Source organism: Streptomyces mangrovi (genome assembly GCF_900114215.1).
Taxonomy (GTDB): domain Bacteria; phylum Actinomycetota; class Actinomycetes; order Streptomycetales; family Streptomycetaceae; genus Streptomyces; species Streptomyces barkulensis.
This window is the reverse complement of the sequence record NZ_FOSG01000019.1, coordinates 78567-93519: the sequence shown is the minus strand read 5'-3', so window position 1 is coordinate 93519 and position 14953 is coordinate 78567. Positions and strand designations below refer to the sequence as shown.

Annotated in this window: 18 protein-coding genes and 1 pseudogene; 12 read left to right on the top strand and 7 right to left on the bottom strand. The window is 71.1% G+C overall.

Features of this window, described 5'->3' with window-relative positions; genetic code table 11:
* The first annotated feature begins 119 nt into the window (after positions 1–119).
* The 3 genes from BM237_RS22860 (at position 120) to BM237_RS22850 (ending at position 3942) form a co-directional block, all read left to right on the top strand.
* Positions 120–1142 (top strand): phosphotransferase family protein, encoded by a 1023-nt coding sequence (locus BM237_RS22860; protein WP_093851597.1) that lies wholly within the window; start codon positions 120–122, stop codon positions 1140–1142.
* 6 nt (positions 1143–1148) lie between these two features.
* On the top strand, positions 1149–2375 hold the full coding sequence (locus tag BM237_RS22855; protein WP_093851596.1) for an acyl-CoA dehydrogenase family protein: 1227 nt from the start codon (positions 1149–1151) through the stop codon (positions 2373–2375).
* Positions 2376–2451: 76 nt separating this feature from the next.
* Positions 2452–3942: an ATP-binding protein gene (locus BM237_RS22850; RefSeq protein WP_093851595.1), complete on the top strand. Its 1491-nt coding sequence runs from the start codon at positions 2452–2454 to the stop codon at positions 3940–3942.
* Between the two features lie 73 nt (positions 3943–4015).
* Here BM237_RS22850 and BM237_RS22845 read toward each other — a convergent pair whose 3' ends face one another.
* Complete coding sequence (locus BM237_RS22845) at positions 4016–4807, bottom strand: DUF4037 domain-containing protein (protein ID WP_093851633.1); 792 nt, start codon at positions 4805–4807, stop codon at positions 4016–4018.
* A 142-nt stretch (positions 4808–4949) separates the two neighbouring features.
* On the opposite strand from BM237_RS22845, the gene BM237_RS22840 reads away from it, so the two are divergent.
* Entirely contained in the window at positions 4950–5351 is a 402-nt protein-coding gene (locus tag BM237_RS22840) for a hypothetical protein (protein WP_093851594.1), read from the top strand.
* A gap of 74 nt (positions 5352–5425) precedes the next feature.
* On the opposite strand, the gene BM237_RS22835 is transcribed toward BM237_RS22840, so the two are convergent.
* Complete coding sequence (locus BM237_RS22835) at positions 5426–5908, bottom strand: nitroreductase family deazaflavin-dependent oxidoreductase (protein WP_093851632.1); 483 nt, start codon at positions 5906–5908, stop codon at positions 5426–5428.
* A gap of 131 nt (positions 5909–6039) precedes the next feature.
* Positions 6040–6687 carry a TetR/AcrR family transcriptional regulator gene (locus BM237_RS22830; protein ID WP_093851631.1) on the bottom strand — a complete coding sequence of 216 codons (648 nt, stop codon included), beginning with the start codon at positions 6685–6687 and terminating at the stop codon, positions 6040–6042.
* A gap of 277 nt (positions 6688–6964) precedes the next feature.
* On the opposite strand from BM237_RS22830, the gene BM237_RS22825 reads away from it, so the two are divergent.
* Together BM237_RS22825 and BM237_RS22820 are read left to right on the top strand one after the other, a co-directional pair.
* A complete protein-coding gene (locus BM237_RS22825; RefSeq protein ID WP_093851593.1) occupies positions 6965–7750 on the top strand; it encodes a DUF6928 family protein in 786 nt (261 codons plus the stop codon).
* Between the two features lie 112 nt (positions 7751–7862).
* Complete coding sequence (locus tag BM237_RS22820; protein WP_093851630.1) at positions 7863–8465, top strand: 3'-5' exonuclease; 603 nt, start codon at positions 7863–7865, stop codon at positions 8463–8465.
* A 158-nt stretch (positions 8466–8623) separates the two neighbouring features.
* On the opposite strand, the gene BM237_RS22815 is transcribed toward BM237_RS22820, so the two are convergent.
* Genes BM237_RS22815 through BM237_RS22800 form a run of 4 tightly spaced genes read right to left on the bottom strand, consistent with a single transcriptional unit; the run spans position 8624 to position 10342 of the window.
* Positions 8624–8896 (bottom strand): hypothetical protein, encoded by a 273-nt coding sequence (locus BM237_RS22815; protein WP_093851592.1) that lies wholly within the window; start codon positions 8894–8896, stop codon positions 8624–8626.
* Positions 8893–9318: a hypothetical protein gene (locus BM237_RS22810; protein ID WP_175541102.1), complete on the bottom strand. Its 426-nt coding sequence runs from the start codon at positions 9316–9318 to the stop codon at positions 8893–8895. Before BM237_RS22810 ends, BM237_RS22815 begins: the two co-directional genes overlap by 4 nt.
* Positions 9315–9941 (bottom strand): hypothetical protein, encoded by a 627-nt coding sequence (locus BM237_RS22805; RefSeq protein WP_139238156.1) that lies wholly within the window; start codon positions 9939–9941, stop codon positions 9315–9317. Before BM237_RS22805 ends, BM237_RS22810 begins: the two co-directional genes overlap by 4 nt.
* Before the next feature lie 2 nt (positions 9942–9943).
* The gene (locus BM237_RS22800) at positions 9944–10342 is read right to left on the bottom strand and encodes a hypothetical protein (protein ID WP_217655910.1); all 399 of its coding nucleotides are present in this window, start codon (positions 10340–10342) and stop codon (positions 9944–9946) included.
* A gap of 360 nt (positions 10343–10702) precedes the next feature.
* On the opposite strand from BM237_RS22800, the gene BM237_RS30090 reads away from it, so the two are divergent.
* From BM237_RS30090 to BM237_RS22780, 6 genes and pseudogenes are all read left to right on the top strand, one after another.
* Positions 10703–10903 carry a hypothetical protein gene (locus BM237_RS30090; protein ID WP_245793950.1) on the top strand — a complete coding sequence of 67 codons (201 nt, stop codon included), beginning with the start codon at positions 10703–10705 and terminating at the stop codon, positions 10901–10903.
* On the top strand, positions 10900–11781 hold the full coding sequence (locus BM237_RS22795; RefSeq protein WP_245793947.1) for a hypothetical protein: 882 nt from the start codon (positions 10900–10902) through the stop codon (positions 11779–11781). The genes BM237_RS30090 and BM237_RS22795 overlap by 4 nt, the downstream gene beginning before the upstream one ends.
* A 208-nt stretch (positions 11782–11989) precedes the next feature.
* Positions 11990–12895: an aminoglycoside phosphotransferase family protein gene (locus tag BM237_RS22790; RefSeq protein ID WP_093851589.1), complete on the top strand. Its 906-nt coding sequence runs from the start codon at positions 11990–11992 to the stop codon at positions 12893–12895.
* Between the two features lie 136 nt (positions 12896–13031).
* Positions 13032–13514: pseudogene (locus BM237_RS30085) on the top strand (HD domain-containing protein); the annotation flags it as partial.
* A gap of 20 nt (positions 13515–13534) precedes the next feature.
* On the top strand, positions 13535–14011 hold the full coding sequence (locus tag BM237_RS30080; RefSeq protein WP_245793945.1) for a hypothetical protein: 477 nt from the start codon (positions 13535–13537) through the stop codon (positions 14009–14011).
* Positions 14012–14053: 42 nt separating this feature from the next.
* The gene (locus BM237_RS22780; RefSeq protein WP_093851587.1) at positions 14054–14698 is read left to right on the top strand and encodes a GNAT family N-acetyltransferase; all 645 of its coding nucleotides are present in this window, start codon (positions 14054–14056) and stop codon (positions 14696–14698) included.
* The last annotated feature ends 255 nt before the right edge of the window (positions 14699–14953 follow it).

Sequence of the window (14953 nt, the reverse complement as noted above, 5' to 3'; positions counted from 1 at the left end):
CACCGTCTCCGCGCGGTGTCGAGGCTCTCTTTTCGCCCCCCTCTCTGGACTCCATACCGACTGGTCGGCATCATTACCCGGTACGCACGACCACCCTCTTCCCGCCGAGGAGCCTGCCGATGACCGAGCACCACCCACCGGGCCTCGATCCCGCGCGGCTGCGCGCGTACCTGGACGGCGAGCGCCCGGGGCTCGTCCAGGGGCCCCTGAGCGCGGAGCTGATCGAGGGCGGCCGCTCGAACCTGACCTACAAGGTGAGCGACGGGGCCTCGCGCTGGGTGGTGCGGCGCCCTCCGCTGGGCCACGTCCTGGCCACCGCGCACGACATGGCCCGCGAGCACCGGGTGATCAACGCCCTGGGCCCCACCGACGTGCCCGTGCCCGGCGCGGTGCTGCTGTGCGAGGACACGTCCGTCCTCGGCGCGCCCTTCTACGTGATGGAGTACGTGGAGGGCACCCCCTACCGCACCGCCGAGCAGCTCGCCCCGCTCGGCCCCGAGCGCACCCGCGAGCTGGTGCTCGGCCTGTCCGACGCCCTGGTGAAGCTCCACTCGGTGGACCCGGAATCCGTCGGCCTGGGCGACTTCGGCCGCCCCGAGGGCTTCCTGGAGCGGCAGCTGCGGCGCTGGGGCAAGCAGCTGGACGCCTCCCGCAGCCGCGAACTGCCCGGCATCGACGAGCTCCACGCCCTGCTCGGCAGCCGGCTGCCCGACTCCCCCGCCCCGGCGATCGTCCACGGCGACTACCGGCTGGACAACGTGCTCATCGGCGCGGACGACGAGATCGCCGCCATCCTCGACTGGGAGATGTCCACCCTCGGCGACCCGCTGACCGACCTGGGCCTGCTGGTGATGTACAGCAGCCAGCAGCGCATCCCCGGCGCCCCCATCGCCACCACCCGCGAGGCCCCCGGCCACCCCGACGCGCGGGAGCTGATCGAGCGGTACGCCTCCTCATCGGGCCGCGACGTCTCCGGCATCGCCTGGTACACGGCGTTCGCCTACTTCAAGCTCGCCGTGATCCTGGAGGGCATCCACTACCGCTACACCCTCGGGCAGACCGTCGGCGCGGGCTTCGACCGCATCGGTGCGCTCGTCCCCCTCTTCGTCTCAGAAGGCCTCACCACCCTGCAGGAAGGCTGACCCGCCATGGACTTCGGATTCGACGCACGCACCGAGGAGCTCCGCGAGAAGCTGCTGGCCTTCATGGACGAGCACGTCTACCCGGCGGAGGCCGTGGCCGACGAGCAGCGGGCGGCGCTGGACTCGCCGTGGCGCACCCCGCCGGTGGTGGCGGAGCTGAAGGCCGCCGCCCGCGAGCGCGGCCTGTGGAACCTCTTCCTGCCCGATGCCGAGCACGGCGCCGGACTGACCAACCTCCAGTACGCGCCGCTGGCCGAGATCACCGGCCGCAGCCCGCAGCTCGCCCCGACCGCCACCAACTGCGCCGCGCCCGACACCGGCAACATGGAGGTGCTGGCCCAGTTCGGCAGCGCCGAGCAGCGCGAGCGGTGGCTGAAGCCGCTGCTGGCCGGGGAGATCCGCTCGGCCTTCGCCATGACCGAGCCCGAGGTCGCCTCCTCGGACGCCACCAACATCGAGACGCGCATCCGGCGCGAGGGCGACGAGTACGTCATCACCGGCCGCAAGTGGTACATCTCAGGGGCGATGAACCCCGACTGCGCGGTCTTCATCGTGATGGGCAAGACCGACCCGGACGGCGACGACATCCGCCGCCAGCAGTCGATGGTGCTGGTGCCGCGCGACACCCCGGGCGTCGAGGTGCGCCGCGCGATGACGGTCTACGGCTACGAGGACCACTGGCACGGCGGCCACGCCGAGGTCCTCTTCCACGACGTGCGCGTCCCCGCCGCCAACCTGATCGGCGAGGAGGGCGGGGGCTTCGCCATCGCCCAGGCCCGCCTGGGCCCGGGCCGCATCCACCACTGCATGCGGCTGATCGGCATGGCCGAGCGGGCGATCGAGCTGATGTGCCGCCGGGCCAACACCCGTACCGCCTTCGGCAGGCCGCTGGCCGCGCAGGGCGTCGTCCAGCAGTGGATCGCCGACGCGCGGGTGTCGGTGGAGCAACTGCGGCTGCTGGTGCTCAAGACGGCCTGGCTGATGGACACCGTCGGCAACCGGGGCGCGCACACCGAGATCCAGGCCATCAAGATCGCGGTGCCGCGCGAGGTGGTGGGCATCCTGGACCGCGCGGTGCAGCTGCACGGCGCGGGCGGCGTCAGCCAGGACTTCCCGCTGGCCGAGCTGTGGGCCGGCGCCCGCACCCTCCAGCTCGCCGACGGCCCGGACGAGGTCCACCAGCGTTCCCTGGCCCGCCGCGAACTCAAGCGCTTCGCGCCTGCTCAGGCCTGAGGCCCCGCGCCCAGCGGGCACGCGAAGGTGTTAGGACTACACTCCTAAGGAGTGTAGTCCTAACACCTGGAGCGAGATGCCCCGCCCGAGTCTCCCCGCCAAACCACCCCACGTCTTCGGCCGGGACGCCGAATGGGACGGCCTCTCAGCCTTCGCGGCCCGCCCGCTGCCGCACGCCATGCTTGGAGTCGTCAGCGGCCGGCGGCGCATGGGCAAGACCTATCTGCTGCGCGCCCTCGTGGAGCAGCGGGGCGGTTTCTACTTCGGTGCCACGACCGCGACCGCCGCGGAGTCGCTGCGCCAGTTCGGCGCCACTCTGGCCGAATACACCGGCTCCCCGGCCCCGTTCTCCTTCGCCACCTGGGACGACGCGATCTCCTATCTGTTCGGGCTGGCCCTGCCCGAACGCGGCGAGGGACCGGTGCTCGTGGTCATCGACGAGTTCCCCTACCTGGTGAAGACGGCTCCGGAACTCCCCTCCTTGATCCAGCGGGAGATCGACCGCTTCCAGGTGCGGGAGAGCCGGATGCGGCTGCTGCTGTGCGGCTCGGCGATGTCCGTCATGGGCGGGCTGCCGGCGAGCACCGCCCCTCTGCGCGGCCGGGCCCAACTGGAGCTCGTCGTGAGGCCCTTCGGATACCGGGAGGCGGCGGACTTCTGGGGCGTGGCGGACGATCCCGCCCTCGCGGCCCGCCTCCACGCCGTCCTCGGCGGCACACCCGCGTACCGGCGGCAGTTCCTGGCGGACGACGTTCCCGGCAGCCTGGAGGAGTTCGACGACTGGCTCTGCCGTACCGTCCTCTCCCCCCTCAGCCCGCTCTTCCGGGAGGCCCGGTACCTGCTGGCCGAGGAGGCGGACATCCGCGACACCGCGCTCTACCACTCGGTCCTCGCCGCGGTGGCCCAGGGCAACACCTCCCGGGGCGCGATCGCGGGCTACATCGGCCGCAAGTCGGTGGACATCTCCCACCCCCTCCACGTCCTGGAGGACAGCCATCTGCTGGTCCGCGAGGCGGACGTCTTCCGAGCCGGGAAGTCGCACTACCGCATCAGCGAGCCGCTGATCACCTTCTACGAGGCCGTGATGCGACCCTCCTGGGCGCGACTGGAGAGCGGTCAGGCCGCACAGGTGTGGGAACGGTCGGCCGAGCGCTTCGCCTCCCAGGTGGCCGGACCGCACTTCGAGGCGGTGTGCCGCGAGTACGTGCTCGGCCCGGGGCAGGCCCTGCTCGACTCCTTCCCCGGGCAGGTGGGCAGCGGCGTCGTCACCGACCCGGCGGCGCGCAGACAGATCGAGATCGACGTGGCAGCGGTCGAACCGGGATCGGGGGCGGGCAGATCGTCTGTGGCCCTGCTCGGCGAGGCCAAGTGGGGCACGGTCATGGGCGTGAAGCACCTGGAGAGACTCAGGCGGGCCCGGGAGATCCTCGCCCAGCGGGGCACGGCGGACACCGGTGGATGCCGGCTGGCCTGCTTCAGCGGCGCGGGCTTCAGCGACGCCCTGCGCGCCGAGGCAACACGCGACGGCGACGTACTGCTCATCGGCCTGGAGGACCTCTACGCCTGAACGGCGCGGCGGCCCGCCGGGACTTGGGCGGATGGCCTGCGGCGCGCGGGTCCCACGCTCGGGGCAGGCACCGTCACCCGGTGCGGCTCCTCAGCACGGCGACGGTCTCCCCGACCAGCGCCCGCGTCTCTGCCACCATCGCCGCCAGCGACTCCGAAGTCTCGCCGGGCGCCCCCAGCAGGCGGCGGGCCCGCGGGCCGAAGCCGGCCGGCGCGGCCGGCAGCGTCTCGGCGACGGCCAGCGCGCCCTTCTCGTTGAGGCACCAGCGCCGGTCCTCGGCGAACACCGCCTGCACCAGCACACCGACCGCGCGGGACAGGCAGAGCGAGACGTAGAGGGTGTCCGCCCCTGCCACGCCCTTCGCCGCGGCGTCGACCAGGAACTCCGCCTCCCAGGCTGCCGCGGTCAGCGCCTCCCGCAGCGGCTCTGGGTAGACCGCGGTCCTGCGCCGAAGATCAGCCAACTCGCCGGACGGGTCGGCCAGTACCTTGCCGAGCGCCACCTCGCCCGCATAGCACGGCGACCAGAATCCGAGCGGGTGACCCGCCTGTACGCCCACCTCGTACCGGCCTTCCCGGCAGTCCGCCCACACCCGCTCGACCCGGTCCAGGTCCCGCAGGATCCAGTCCACCGCCACACCGTCGATCCGCAGCCACGCACCGCCGTTCACCCAGGGTCCCCATCCGCCCGGACCGGCCACCTCCACTTCGGGACCGGCCAGCACGCGCAACGCGGCGAGATCGAGATCGCCCCGGTAGTAGACGCCGAGGTCCCAGTCCGAGCCGGGCCAGTGCTCCCCGCGTGCCCGGCTGCCGCCGAGCATCACCCCGACCACTCCCGGCACCTCGGCCAGACGGCCCGCCATGTCCTCGATGATCGCCCGCACGGAACGAGTCTGGCAGCCGGCGACATGTCGGGCCGGCGGATGACGCTCCTCACATGGCCGGTGTCTCCCGCCAGGATCCACCCTTGACCTCAACCTCGCTTGAAGTAAGAAACTCAAGCGCATGGATACCACGAGCAGCGGCACCATCCTCTTCCGCAACACCATGCGCATCACCGACGGCCACCTCGACGGCTTCCGCCGCGCCATCGCGCAGGCGGTGGCGTTCGCCCGGGAACACGGCCCCCAGCTGATGGTGGAGGTCTTCATCGACGAGGAACGGATGCTGGCGCACAGCTTCCAGCTCTACCGCGACTCAGACGCCATCCGCACCCACTGGCGGCTGTCGGACCCGTACATCCGCGAGGTGATGGAGCACTGCACCGTGCAGCACTTCGAGGTGTTCGGCGAACCGGACCACGACATCGTCGCGGCCCTCAAGACCCCCGGCGGCGAATCCTTCCCCTTCACCGTCTCGCCCCGCCTCGCCGGCTTCAACCGCCTTGCGGAGCCAGGGCGGGGGTGAAGCACCCGCCGAGGCGGCCGGTGCCGTGCCGCCCGGCAGCCGTCACACCGGCCGGCGCCGGAAAACCGCCCGCTTCACGGCCGGCGTGGGCTGAGGCGCACGAAGGGCAGTCGGCGTCCGACCGCACGGTAGTCCTCCGGTGTGCCGTCGACGGAGAAGCCCATGAAGCGCACGAGTCTGCGTGCGGCCCGGGGGTGGCGGGATGCGTAGCGGGCCATGAGGTCGCCGCCTTCCTCCCCGTCGAGCGGGTGTGCGGTGACGGGGAGGGTGCGCAGGCCGACCTGGACGCCGGCCTCGGGTGTGGCGAGGAGGTTCCGGTACCAGGCGGCCTTGGCGCCGAAGCCGGAGCAGACCACGTAGCTGCCGTCGGTCCGGTCGTGCTCGATGACCTCGATGACGACCTGACGGCGCTTGCCCGAGACGCGTCCGGTGTGGTTCAGCAGTAGCAGCCGGCCGCCGAAGACCCAGCCGAGGCGCAGTCGGTAGAGGTGGACGGGGGCCCGGAACAGCAGGCGGCGGATGCCGGTGGGCGGGGCGGGGCGCGTGGTGATCTCCATCGTGGGTGCCCTTCGGGTGCAAAGGAGGGTGCTGGTGGTGTCGCCGTGGCCGCGGCGGGGTCCGTACGCCTTGCGCGGACCCCGCGCCCGGAGTACGGCCGTGGCGCTCGGCGCGGCGTTCGCCGCGGTGGTCATGGAGCGATGTCCCCTTCGGGTTCTCCCTCGGGTGCGGCGGTGAGCCCGCCGGAATAGATCGCGAGCACCTCGGGCCCCCAGCGGGCCATGCCCTCGGCCGACAGCGGGTCGGCACCCAGGACGGCGGTGAGGTGGTCGCGCAGCAGCAGCACGGCCAGGTCGTTGGCCATCAGAACCGCCGCGCGCGCCGCCGGGTCCCGGCCCGGCGCGGCGAGCCCGGCCCCGGCCATCGCGTCGAGAGTCGCCCGGCTCAGCTCGTGGAGCCGGGCGAAGAGCCGCCGCCCGGAGTCGCTGCCGGACAGCAGGAGCCGGGAGAGGTAGGAGGGAATCGGGGAGTTGGCCGGCAGATGCTCGAGCATCGCCTCGGTCAGCGACCCGTATGCGGCCGGGGCGGTGGAGTCCGGCGCGCCGTCTGCGGTGATCGAGCCCAGCACCTGGTCGAACACGTCGAGCACATACCGGTCCACCTCTTCGCGGAGCCCGTCCTTCGAGCCGAAGTGGTGCAGTACCAGGCCGGGAGAGACCCCGGCAGCGGCGGCGATCTGCCGCACGGAGACGCCGTCCGGGCCCTTCTCGGCGAAGAGACGGAGCGATTCGTCGCGGAGGACCGCGCGAGTGGTCCTGTCCTCAGACACTGAACGCATGTTCAGCATCCTAAACGATCGTTCAGCAAGGCGGTGCATCGGATACTCCTGCGTCCACGTGCCCACCGGCTCTGTTCGGCCCGATCGAACCGGGATCTCTTCACCACCCAGGTCGACGCTGTCCGATTGAGAGGAGCCGCCCTGGTGAGCGACACCACTCCTTCCGCACGTCGCGGCAGGCGACCCCGGCCGACTCACAGCGGTTGGGGGCGGTCCTGGTGTCGGTGCGGGCGGCTACGGTGCGACGACACGGACGGGGACGATCTCGGGAGGGGTTTTGGGGGCCAAGACGGGGCTGCTCGTATACGCCGACGGGGACGTGCCGGACCTTCTGCGGCAGGCGGGGGCGGCGGACCCGGCACGGACCTCCGCTCTGCTGCGTCGCCTGTATCCGGGCCGGGAGATCGAGGAAGGCGCGGGCTCAAGCCTGCGGGGCGGCGTGTACCCGCCGGACGGGACGGTGTACGCGGCCTGCCGGCCGGGTCTGGAGATCGTCTGCGACCGGGAGGTGATGATCGACTTCCCGTCGCAGCTTCCGGAGCACCTCGTCGCGGCGAGCACCGGCCGACGGCTCGTCCTGCACGCCATGCACAGCGTGGTCGACTGGTTCGCGTTCGCCGTGTGGGAGGACGAGCGCCTCGTCCGCTCCCTGAGCCTGTCGCCGGACGACGGGATCATCGAGAACGTCGGCGAACCGCTCCCCTTCGAACTGCCCTACTGGGCCGGGAACCGTCCCGCCGATGTCATCCCCTGGCCTGACGAGGATGGGGAAGAGGAGGAGGAAGAAGAAGAGGAGGAACCGTACCCGTTGCCCTTCCATCCTCTTGAGCTCGGCGAAGACGCGCTGCGCGCACTGTTCGGGTTCGTCCTGGAAGGACGCCCCGAGCCCGACGACATCGACGCGGGAGCCGTCGAACTCCACGGTTTCCGTGTACGGGACGCGAGCGGACCCGGCCCCGCCGAGCGAGAAGCGGAACCGAGGCAGGCCGTGGAGGCCATGGGCCCACCACGCTTCTACACCCTGGGCCCCGACGGCTCACTGACCAGGCGCGACAGCCTGTGACTCGCCCTGAGACCTCAGCTCATGGCCGGGCACACTCACACGCTTTGAGTGGGGGGTGGTCGGCCTCGAAAATGAGGTGCTCCAACTGTTACGCCTCCTTACGCTTCCTGCCATGGACAGCACCTGGGCCGAAGGCCTCGTCAACGTCGTGGACGTCGAAGCGACGTGTTGGGCTGGTTCCCAGCCGTCTGGCGAGGTCAGCGAGATCATCGAGGTCGGGCTGACTGTCATCGACCTGGACGTCGGCGAGCGCCTCGCCCGGCACCGGATCCTGGTGAGGCCCGCCCGGTCCACGGTCAGCGAGTTCTGCACGGAGCTGACCGGTCTCACTCAGCAGGATGTCGATCAGGGAGTCACTTTCGCCGAGGCGTGCCGGCTACTGGCGGCCGAGCACCGCGCGGGCGCCCGGCCGTGGGTCAGTTGGGGCGACTACGACCGTCACCAGTTCACACGGCAATGTCAGGCCACACGGACGCCCTACCCTTTCGGCCGCCGTCACACCAACGCGAAGGCTGTCTTCACCGAGGCGTATGGCCTGCGCAAACGCCCTGGCATGGCACAGGCCCTGAAAATCGCCGGGCGGCGGCTCGAAGGCCGTCACCACCGGGGCGAGGACGACGCCTGGAACATCGCGGCCCTCGTGCTTCACCTCTCCGAACGAGGAGCCTGGCCGGCCACGGCAGAACGTCCCGTCCGACGCACCCGCCCGGTTTGAAGGGCATCCTGCGACGGTCCATGTCACTCCAGGTCAGCGGTGCTCCCTCCACGGGGTCGGATCCGACCAGTTGAACTGCGGTTCTCCCAAGAGGGCTTGGATGGTCGATCGCAGTACACGAGGACATGTTCCCTTCCGGCGGTTGCCGCTCAGCTTGATCACTCTGCGGTACGGCGGTCGTGCTCGATGGTGTAGGCGACCGTCTCGGCGCAGTGGACGACCAGCTGGAGGCGGTTGAGCACGTCGCGGCGGGCGGCCTCGATGAGGTCTTGGTGGGTGGGGGTCGGTTCGGTGCTGGTGTGGGGTGTCCAGAAGCCGCGGTGGCTGTGTTCGGTGACGATGTCCTGGCAGGCGCGGACGACGGCGTTCAGGGCGGCGGTGATCTCGTAGCGGTACAGCTGCTCGTTGTCGGCGGCGCGGTCGAAGGTCACGGGTGGGGCCTTGTGGTCGGGTGGGCGGTGAGCAGGTAGCGGACGGTGTCGTCGCGGATGGTGTGGGCGTAGGGCGTGCCGGAGGCGAGGACGGCCAGGGCGTGCTCGTGGGCCCGGTCGTCGTGGAGCCAGGCCAGGAGGGGCCGTGCGGCCGGTGGGTCGAACTGGTCGCCGATGTGGCGGGCGCGGTCCCGGAGCCAGCGCAGGGTGAGGCGGGGTGAGTCGGCCGTATGGGTGCCGAGGGGGAAGATGCGGCCGTCGTCTGGGGCGTGGGCGATGGCCTGGCACCGGTAGAGACGGAGTGCAGGTCCGAGGAGGCGGAGCCCGGTGGCGGCCGTGGCGCCTCGCGGTGGTCGGCGTACGTCCTGGTGGCAGAACGGCTCGGATACCTGCGTCTCATGGAAGGGCCAGGGCCGGTTCACAGGAGCCGTCCGGTGTGGAGGTCGACCAGGGTGCAGCCGTTGAGATTGCGGGCGGCCTGGGCGGCCAGCGTCCAGCGGATCTCGGGTTGTTCGTACAGGACGACGATCTGCCGGTCGGGTACGAGGCGGCCGTTGTGGAGGCGGTGGGTCTGGCCATGGACGCCGTCGAGGGAGGAGTCGCGGACGCGGACCGCCACCGCTCCGGTGCCGCGCAAGTGGGGGCAGAGCCCGGCGGCCTTCGGCGCGCAGGGCAGGCAGACGGGCGGATGGACGGTGACCAGGCCCTCCGGCCAGCCGGCCCAGTCGGCGCGGTCGTCCTCCAGCAGCCACAGCACCCCGTGCTCGTCGCGGTCGGCCGGAGAGCCGCAGATCTGGCACAGCAGCCGGGCCATCGCCCGGCGTTGCCGCTGGGGATGGACGCGGGAGTAGCGCGGCCTGCCCCGGCCCGGATGCAGGGCGCGGCGGACCCACAGCGCGCCGTCGGCGTCGCGGTCGAGAGGCACCTCGTCGGGGTAGGCGATGCCTCGTGCGGTGGCGATCACCGCAGGGGTGAGGCGCTGTTCGCCGCTCCAGGCGGTGATGTACGGCACCACGTCCGGCCGGCTCCGAGGCTGTGCGTTCACGGTCACCGCGCCTCCCCTGCCGGTGCGGCGGCGGTGCACGGCCGCCTGCCGTTGACCGCCACCAGATGCACGAACCGCACCGGGTGGGCCCGCCAGGTCAGCCGGTGCCCGTCGCGGTAGACGGTCAGCGCGCAGGGGCGGCCCCGGTGCAGCCGGACGTAGTCCTGGAGCGAGCCGGGCCCGTGCACCCAGTGGTCCAGCACGTACCCGGCCTGCAACGGTCCCAGCGACGACGCCGCCGCCCGCGCCCCGACCCGCAGCCACCGGACCGCCGCCTCCGGCGACGCGGCGGCGTACGCTCCGCGCCGCTCCTCCGCGCCCGGTTCGCTCTCGGCGGCGGTGACCGCCTCGCACCACACACCCGGCCGGACGAGAGCGGCACGGGGCAACACCTCCCGCATCTGTGCGGAAAAACAGACGAAGAGGCGCCGCGCTTGGGTCGCACTCCAAACCGTCGGGCGAGCGTTGTCGAGGTGTGGACGCACTGTTTCCTGCCTTCGTCGGAAAACCGCACTCCTGCTCGCCTCCCCAGGGAAAGTGCATCGCCCGGGGCGAAGCCTCCGTTTCCCGGCGAGGCGAGGTGCGTCAGGTTCGCCGTGGCGGCAGGGGGCGAACAACCCGGAGAAATCACGGATGGTGCCCAACGCGCGGCTTTTCCCGGTTGACCGGGGCAAACCCGCGAGAAGTCACGGGTTTCCGTCACGGAGCGTGGAGACGATCACTACGCTCGATGACTGCCCGGGTGAAATGGAGGTAGGAGCGTGCAGGGACAGCACCGCCCCTCATGCGCCAAGCGCTGGCGGGAGCACGCGACCGCCGAACAGTGGGCCGTAGAGCGGACGGTGGATGCCATCCACGGCTGCTGCGGAGTGAGCAGGCTGCGGGCGCACCGGCTGGCCCGTGGCTGGACGCTGGGCACCGCCGTGGCCGAGTTCCGCGCATGTGCTCCGAGGCGGGCGTGACCTCGCCACCGAAAGTGGACGAGGACCAGCTCGCCCTGTGGGAGAAGCGCCCGGACCGCCGCCCCAGAGCAGCGACGGTGGATCTCCTCTGCCGTCTGTACCGGACCGACTCCCAGGGCATCGGTCTGGTCGGGGATTACCGCCGCTCCTCTCGGTTGGAAGCTCCGACTCCCTGTTCCCCGTCGGGGTACGTTCAGGAGAACTCGGCGAGGGGGCCTTCCGCCGCCGCCCGTTCGGAGGGCGGCACGATCACCGATCTCCCGGCCGATCCCATCGAACGCGTGGCGGGAGCGGTACGCCGGTCCGTCGACAGGACGCTGGCGTCCACCAGCGTGAGCAACGGTCAACTCGACCTGTTGGACGAGCGGTTGCTGTGGCTGCGTACGCAGTACATCTCCACGCCGCCGGAGGCGATGCTGGGGGTGCTGCTCGCGGACCTCGAAGAAGTCCGGACGCTGGCGGCCGAGCGGCAACCGGCCGCGGCGCAGGTGCGGCTGTCGGAGACGATCGCGCTCCTGGCGACCCTCGTCGCCGACTGCCTGATGAAGCTCGGCCGCCTCAGGCAATCACGTGCGTGGTACGCCACGGCCCGTACGGCGGCGGACGACAGCGGGAACATCGAGATCCGCGCCAGGGTGCGCGCTCAGGCGGCGATGCTGCCCTACTACTACGGCCCGCTGGAGTCCGCGATCTCGCTGGCCCGGGAAGCCCGTCTGCTGCTGCGCCACCGCTTCAGTGTCACGGGTGCCTTCGCCGCAGCCGCCAGGCCCGTGAAGTCCAGCAGCGGGCACTGTCCTTGTATCCGAGCCACAGCGGTATCGACCCCGCGCTACTCAGACTGGAGCAGGCCATCTGCCTCGCCCGTGAGAAGAACCTGACAGAGGCGTGCAGACTGGCGGGTGCGGCCTACCTTCAGGCATCCCCGGCCCATCGGACGACGATCCTGGGAGCACGGGCACGGCACGTCATCGAGGCGCTGCCACCCTCGGCGAGGTCCGCCCGAGCCGTGCGGGAACTGGGCGAGATCCTGGCGCTTCCTCCGGGGACGGTGTGACAGGCATGCGCACCCTCGGCCAGCCTTGGTCCATGACTGCACCGCTGCCCCGCCACGGTGGGTTCGCCGAATCCGAGCTGCGACACGTGTTGGAACGCGCCTGCGAGACGGCCGGGCTGGACGGCACCGGCGCGGTGCTGCTGCGCGGCCACACCAATGCCGTCGTACGCCTCGCCCACATGCCCGTCGTCGTCAAGATCGCGCGGCGGGGCTCGCACCCGGCCGGGGTCGAGAGCACCGTCCGCTTCGTCCGGTGGCTGATGGAGCGGGACTTTCCGACCGTCCCGCTGTATCCGGGCCCGGATCAGCCGGTCGTCATCGACGGCCATCCGGTCACCTTCTGGACGTACCTCCCCCAGCCCGGCAAGCCGATGACCGCAGGCAGCCTCGCCGGGCCGCTGCGCGCCCTGCACCGGCTGCCCGCCCCGCCGTTCCGTCTCAGGACGCTGGACAACGTGTCGGCGATCCGGGCCTCCCTCGCGGCGATCACCTCGCTGCCTCAGGAGTCGGTCCGCTTTCTCTCCCAGCGTGTGGATCAGCTGGAGAAGCAGCTCACCGATGTCGTATACGAACTGCCCGAGACCGTTCTCCAGGGCGATCCTCAGCACCGCAATGCCCTGTACGACGGCGATCGCGCCGTGCTGTGCGACTGGGACACCGTGGCTTGGGGTCAGCCGGAGTGGGATCTGACGACCATCGAGATCCACTGCCGCCGCTTTGGCCACGGCACCGAACACTACGAGCGGTTCGCCCGGGCCTATGGCTACGACGTCACGGGCTGGTCCGGTTATCCGGTCCTGCGTGACATCCGGGAGCTGAGGATGGTCACCACCAACGCCCGCAAGGCGGCCCACACCCCCGGTTCCCTGGCAGAGGTGGAACGCCGCGTCGTGGGATTGCGGGAATCGGACACCCGGCTGCGCTGGAACATACTCTGATGCCGTATCCGCCCCTTCCCACCACATACAGGAATGCCGGGCGCGATGCCGGCAGTGAACGGGACAACGGCCCATACACCGAAAGGCGGGGAAAGAGTGCTCGACCCTCGACGACCGCTGTGAAGGGAGTGTCCGCATGACTGACGAGCAGGGCGCCAAGGGGACCGTCGGCTATCTGATGGAGATGGGCGCCCTCAAGCGCGGCAAGCGAAGCGGTTGGTGGATCGTCGGGGTCAAGGATCCCGAGACAATCGCCGAGCACTCGTTCCGTACGGCCGTCATAGGGGCTGTGCTGGCCATGATGGAGGGCGCCGACCCTGCCAAGGTCGCCCTGTTGTGCACTTTCCACGACACTCAGGAAACCCGGGTGGGTGACATTCCGTGGATCGGTCGGCGCTACCTCCGGGCGGCCTCGAACGAGGAGGTCACCGCCGACCAGGTCGCGGACGCGCACCCCGCCGTGGCAGAGGGCATCAGGGCCGTGGTCCACGAGTACGAGAACGGTGAATCGCTGGAGGTGCTCGTCGCGCGTGACGCCGACAAACTGGAATGCGTGATTCAGGGGCTGGAGTACCTGGAACAGGGCTATTCCAACGCCCGGGAGTGGGTGGACACCACCCGGGCGAAGCTGAAGACGCCATGCGCGTGGGAATCACCGGGCATCGCGGACTGCCCGAGCCGGTCGCCGAGCGGGTTCGGGCCATGCTGGAGGTGGAGGTGCGGCAGTACCCGCCGGGTGAGCTGGTGGCAGTGTCGTGCCTGGCGGACGGGCCGGACGCATGGTTCGCCGAGTATGTGCTCGACCATGGCGGGCGCGTCGAGACCGTCCTGCCCGCCGAGCGGTACCGCGACGATCTGCCAGAGTGGCACCACCCGGTGCACGACGGCCTGCTGGGGAGCGCGGCCGAGGTGCACCGCACCGGGCTGGTCGAGTCCGGATCCCACGCCCACCAGGCGGGCAGCGAGATCCTCGTCGGCCTGGTGGACCTTCTGCTCGCCGTCTGGGACGGGAAGCCGGCGCGCGGCTACGGAGGCACGGCGGACGTGGTGGCCTACGCCCGCCGCACCGGCGTCCCCGTCCGGGTGCTGTGGCCCGAGGGCGCCTCCCGGGACTGACGGCATTGCCGCCCCACCCGGTCCGGCGGAAGAATCCGTGGAATGCGTGATCGACTGCGGTTACCGGCCGGGCTGTGCCTGCGTCCGTGGGCGCTGTCCGATGTCCCCGCCGTGCTGGAGGCGTTCGCGGAGCCGGTGATGGGGCGGCAGGCCGACGCGCCCGTCACCACGGCGGCGGAGGCCGAGCAGTGGGTCCGGCGGCGGCGGGACCAGTGGCGCCGTGGAGTGGCCTACGGCTTCACCGTCGCCGACGGCGGCGACACGGCTCTGGGCGGTGTCGCGGTGGGCGGCGTCAACACGCGGCACGGCACCGGTTGGATCTCCTACTGGACCACCGCCGCCGCCCGTGGCAGGGGTGTGGCGTCCCACGGCTGCCAGGCGCTGGCCGACTGGTGCTTCACCGACCTGGGCCTGTTCCGCCTGGAGTTGGGGCACCGCACCGACAATCCGGCCTCCTGCCGCGTGGCCCGCGCGGCGGGGTTCGCACCCGAGGGCCTGCAACGGCAGAAGCTCGCCTACGACGGCGTCCGCTACGACGTCGAGCTGCACGCGCGGCTGGCGACGGACCCGCACCCGGAGCGGCAGGAGCACGAGTCGCGCATCAGCCGCCACTTCGAGCGTGCGCGCAAGTGGGGTGCTGTTGAAGACGCCGAGCGCCTGCACGAGGCGGAGAAGCGCAACCGGTGATCCACTTCTCGACACCTCCGGCCTCGCCCGGCTGCTGAGCGACCCCGAACCGCAGTCGGTCCGGCACGACGCGACCGACGCCGGACGCATGTCGACCGCGGATGTTGATCGGCCCGGCTCGGGGTGTTCACGGGAAATGGCGACGGCTGCCGGGGCCTCGCGGATCATGGGCAGGGTGGGCATCCTTCCTCGCCAGAGGTAACGCTCACCTGCGATCCCGAAGCCGCGGCTCGGATAGAACCGGATCGCCCGTTC

Bases quoted from the DNA above. Each gene is read 5' to 3' on its own strand.
- BM237_RS22860 (WP_093851597.1), top strand. From the start codon at position 120: ATGACCGAGCACCACCCACCGGGCCTCGATCCCGCGCGGCTGCGCGCG.
- BM237_RS22855 (WP_093851596.1), top strand. From the start codon at position 1,149: ATGGACTTCGGATTCGACGCACGCACCGAGGAGCTCCGCGAGAAGCTG.
- BM237_RS22850 (WP_093851595.1), top strand. From the start codon at position 2,452: ATGCCCCGCCCGAGTCTCCCCGCCAAACCACCCCACGTCTTCGGCCGG.
- BM237_RS22845 (WP_093851633.1), bottom strand. From the start codon at position 4,807: ATGGCGGGCCGTCTGGCCGAGGTGCCGGGAGTGGTCGGGGTGATGCTC.
- BM237_RS22840 (WP_093851594.1), top strand. From the start codon at position 4,950: ATGGATACCACGAGCAGCGGCACCATCCTCTTCCGCAACACCATGCGC.
- BM237_RS22835 (WP_093851632.1), bottom strand. From the start codon at position 5,908: ATGGAGATCACCACGCGCCCCGCCCCGCCCACCGGCATCCGCCGCCTG.
- BM237_RS22830 (WP_093851631.1), bottom strand. From the start codon at position 6,687: ATGCGTTCAGTGTCTGAGGACAGGACCACTCGCGCGGTCCTCCGCGAC.
- BM237_RS22820 (WP_093851630.1), top strand. From the start codon at position 7,863: ATGGACAGCACCTGGGCCGAAGGCCTCGTCAACGTCGTGGACGTCGAA.
- BM237_RS22800 (WP_217655910.1), bottom strand. From the start codon at position 10,342: ATGCGGGAGGTGTTGCCCCGTGCCGCTCTCGTCCGGCCGGGTGTGTGG.
- BM237_RS22790 (WP_093851589.1), top strand. From the start codon at position 11,990: ATGACTGCACCGCTGCCCCGCCACGGTGGGTTCGCCGAATCCGAGCTG.
- BM237_RS30080 (WP_245793945.1), top strand. From the start codon at position 13,535: ATGCGCGTGGGAATCACCGGGCATCGCGGACTGCCCGAGCCGGTCGCC.
- BM237_RS22780 (WP_093851587.1), top strand. From the start codon at position 14,054: ATGCGTGATCGACTGCGGTTACCGGCCGGGCTGTGCCTGCGTCCGTGG.